At 58.1% G+C, this 4092-nt stretch carries 4 protein-coding genes; all 4 read right to left on the reverse strand.

Annotation, left to right across the window (positions count from 1 at the left end):
* Positions 1 to 1791 (reverse strand): lipase family protein (locus ACYJSS_RS30595; protein ID WP_459481258.1); only part of this gene is annotated, 1791 nt, incomplete at its 3' end.
* Between the two features lie 51 nt (positions 1792 to 1842).
* Positions 1843 to 2229: a DUF7079 family protein gene (locus ACYJSS_RS30600; RefSeq protein ID WP_146603083.1), complete on the reverse strand. Its 387-nt coding sequence runs from the start codon at positions 2227 to 2229 to the stop codon at positions 1843 to 1845.
* Positions 2189 to 2962 carry a hypothetical protein gene (locus ACYJSS_RS30605; RefSeq protein WP_218281347.1) on the reverse strand — a complete coding sequence of 258 codons (774 nt, stop codon included), beginning with the start codon at positions 2960 to 2962 and terminating at the stop codon, positions 2189 to 2191. The genes ACYJSS_RS30600 and ACYJSS_RS30605 overlap by 41 nt, the downstream gene beginning before the upstream one ends.
* Positions 2963 to 2966: 4 nt before the next feature.
* On the reverse strand, positions 2967 to 4092 hold a 1126-nt coding region (locus tag ACYJSS_RS30610), incomplete at its 5' end, for a DUF2345 domain-containing protein (RefSeq protein ID WP_459481260.1).

Consider the following 4092-nt stretch of genomic DNA (forward strand, 5'->3'; position numbering starts at 1 on the left):
GTTGGTGTGCGCCGGGAAGTAGCGCTGCATGCTGGTTTTCGCCAGCGACTGCATCAGTGCCTTCTGCTCTTCACCGGCATAGCGGCTTGCGGCATCGTCCAGGCTGGGCACCAGGTAGAGAAAGGCGCGCTCGGGAAGGCGTTTGATTTCGTAACTGTAGTGGGGCGCGCCGAGGCCCTCCTTGCTGCGATACGCCGGGAAGTTCCCACCTGTGGGACGGGCCAGATAATGCTGGTCGGCCCGGTAGTGCATGGCGATCTGGCCATGGTGCCAGTAGGGGTCGCCGAAGCCGGTCAACTTGCTGATCAACAGCTGCGGCACCGACCACGTATAGCCAAGGGTGGGCCCCAGCGGACCAAAGGACTTGTACAGCCAGTTATCCAGTTCGGCCTCGGGCGGTACGCTGGTAACAGTATCGGCGTCATTCACATGGCGAAAATGAACAATGTCACTCAGGCTTTCCACGGCCTTACGAGTGAAGGCCCGGGGCATGCCATAGGTGTAGAGAACCGGCAGGCGACTTCCAAGTTCAGCTGAATGAATTAGAGCCAGAGCACCGCCGAGACTATGGCCACATATGAAAAGCACCCTATCGTCGAGTAATTGTTCAATATTTTGGAAATGATCCTCGAACAATTTTTTCGCTATCTCAAACGCGTGCAAAAAACCATGATGCACACTCCCCTCTGAAACAAGAAAAGTGCACTTATTCGTCGTCATTTTCACATCACAGTCCGTGCCATCGGTCAGACGAGGGCGGTACTGGGCATCCGTCAGCCAATCTATGAGTTCTTGGGTTCCCCGCCAGGCCACCACCAGCTGTGTCCCGTTGCTGAAGTAGAAGAGCTGGGTGTTCTGGATGATGCTCAGTGGCGTATCCGGTGCCCCCTCAGGCGCAGCAACCCCAACGGTGTCGAGCATCACCGCAGTGGTGTAGCGCTCATCGAAAGGTACATCCACCACCACCGCTGGGAACTGCTGCCCCTTGGCGTCGAGCATCTGCGGCGTACACATAAGGTCCAGGCACTGGCGGAAGAAGAACTCCTCCACAGCGCCGGGCAGCGTTTCGGGATCGACCTCGCAACCTGCCCGGCGTGCTTTCTTGCGCTGGTCCTGCACGATGGTGCTGTACGACAGGTTTGCCATCAGCCCCAGGTTGTAGCCATTGACCATGCTGTACTCGGGCTGGTGGTGCAGCACCAGCTGCCAGGCGCGGAAGGGGCAAAGCTCCAGGACATGGCGGCGATTCAGTTGCTCGGCCGGTACGGTAAAGCCGCTGAAGCCCGGGTCCGGAAAATGGAAGCCTGGCAGCTTCTGGGGATCTGGCAGAGGCGGGTCGAGTGGCGGCAGGCCATCGCACAACTGACCAAGGCGAAGGTAGTGATAGAGATTGCCCGCCGTCCGCGCCTGCCTCTCGATGGGCGACCAGCCGGGGGGAGGTGCCTCGTAACCCTGTGTCTGGAGCCCTCTCCTTTGCGGCTCAGGGCGCATCGCGCGAAGACGGCGGGTTTGCAGCGCATTGGCCAGGGGCGCGGCTGCAATCGTCAGGGTGATGGGAATGGGGTGCAGCCCATCCAGGCGGATCACTCCATTTGCATCGCTTTGGCCAGAACACTCTGGGGCGCAATGCGCTCGCGTTGCGTCATTTACTGCGCGATAGGGCATGCCCACTAATGGTTCCCCCTGCTCATCAAGCAGAACGAACTCTATCCAGTGCTTTTCCTGGGGCCCTCCTCGCACTTCCTTGACCGTGCCGAGTGTGTCCGTGCGATGCGTTCCGTTCATATCCATCCCTATGTATCAGCAGCAGGCGAGAGCCGTACATCCAAACTTTCGCGCCATCTAATTGCCCGGCGCACTGATCGCTTTTCTCAAGTCAACCCACATATGGAAACAGTAGAGCCTTATAAAGCGCCCGAATAAAAAGCTGCCCATCCTGCCAAGCACCCCTTGGCGGGACCGTTGCCTGGAGTACGCCTCGATATCAGCAACCAACTGTTTTTCATGAAACCCACCCCAGATCGGGGGCACGGGGGAAAACATATTCCCGATGCACACAGGTGCCACCCGCTCGAACAATGCAAACTCGACATCGGGTAAGGGATAGTTCCTTGCCACACGTGCTATGCATGCATAGTTGGTTTCGCTGTCTACAAACATATCGGACAAGGCAATCCACAGCGGGGCTTTATCTAATTGCCCATCTGGTGAATTCTTCGATTTCATCATCAAAATAATCCAGGGTGGATGACGCCACAAAACCACCGGCCACACCGCCGGCCAGCATGAGCGCGATCGCGCAAACGGGGGCTCCGGGGCCGCAAGCCGTTGAAACCAGAGCGCCCGCCGCCAGTGTTCCGAGGACTCCACCTCCAATCGTTCCCGCCTGCCTTATCGTTTCTTTCTTTTTGTTCTCGGCATTGGCAATCTCATACCCGGCGTAGATTATCGTTACGATAATCGCCACTTTTCCCGCGACCTTGAGTACCTTGTTCGTTGTATTGATTACAGCATCCGGTCGCGCCGCAGACTCGACGATGGTGTAGTGGACCGTGCTCTTCTGCCCGGCCGTGAGCGCTGCGAACTTCTTCCCAAATTGTTCAACGGCGTACTTATCGAGAAGATCAATAAGCTCAGGGGGAATACGCTTTCGCCGCTCCGCTATCGCCAACCCCTGAACGGAAGTCTTTGCCCTTGTTTCCGCCATGATCTTGTTCCGCATTTCATAGCAGAACTCGGCAGCCTCCTTTACGCTGATTCGGCCCGACTTGACCTCACTTTTGACCGTCTCGACCACACGCCGCATGTTCTTGTTGTAGTTCCCTCTCTGATTGGCATCACTGATTGCATCAGTAGAAAACTTGATTGCCGCCCCCTCGAGTGCTTCGAGGGCTTTTTCAAGAACCGACTCATCGGCCGGGTGATATTCTTTGTACAAGTAATAACGATAGAAAGAGTCCACGGTTCTACTCCCCAAGCGTCCGTATCATGGCTGCTGCGGCACTGGGAAGTTCTTCACTTCGGTCCAGCCCCTCAAGTTCGAGAGCGATGCAAGAGCTGCCCGTTATGGAGGTGAACCGTACTTTATTGTCAGCATCAAACCGGCCTTCCAACACCGAGCCATCGTCCATGGTCGCCTTGCACGCTATACCTTCGTAACTCATGCCCTCTGGTCCGAAGAATCCGATCCAGTCCTCCGACTGGGGGAGTTCAAGTTTCAAGTTATCCGGCGCCAGGGTATGGACAGCCATGGTTTTGCCGTCTTTGTCCGTAACGCCGCTGAATACTTCACCTGCCGAAGTTGTTATCCGGTAGCTGGTGAAGGGCATGGCCACCTGCGCGTCGTTCTTAAGCACATAGCTGGCGCTGTACCCGCCGGGTAAGGGGGTTGCCGGGGTCGTCAGGCTTGCACTGCCGAGCTTTTGGACATTCGCCACCTTGTGGTAGATGTTCCCGGGCGCACCCAGCTCTATTTCTCCGCCCTTGATACGGATGTAGGCACCCGCGCAATGCAGTACCAACTCTTCAGGGGCGGTTATCTCGACCCGCCCACCGGTGCTCTCTATCCTGAGTTCATCGCTTGCCAGCGCATGCAGGTCGCCGTCCTGGGCGTGCAGGTCGACATTGCCGTGCGCGGCCTTGAGTTGCATGCCGGCCGATTGGGCCAGGACACTGACCGACTCCTGCGCAACGGCGGTCAGGTCTCGGCCGGCACTGAAATCCAGGTTGTGCCCCGCCATCACACCCACACTCTCGCTGCCGGAAGACACGCAAACGGTGCTGGGGCTGAGGATGCCCACGCCATCGGGGGCATGCAGCAGCACTCCAGGCTTCGCCAGCCCCGTCAGCGCAGTGTTGAGGCGAGCCTGGCTGTCGAGATCGCACGGTTTCACCTGCGCGGCTAGTGCAGCGGCTTTCATCGAACGAGCCAGCGACAGGGCACTGCTGAGTTGTTCGATGGCTGCGTCCATTTCCAGAAGATCGCCCTGGGCAAGAGCCTGCTCATCGGCACTGATGTACAGCCCCTTCCCCGCCCGCATGACGCCCCAGCCGTCGGTGCGCAGCTCGAAGCCTTCGCCGCGTTTCTGCCGT

It is taken from the genome of Pseudomonas sp. No.21 (assembly GCF_054558415.1).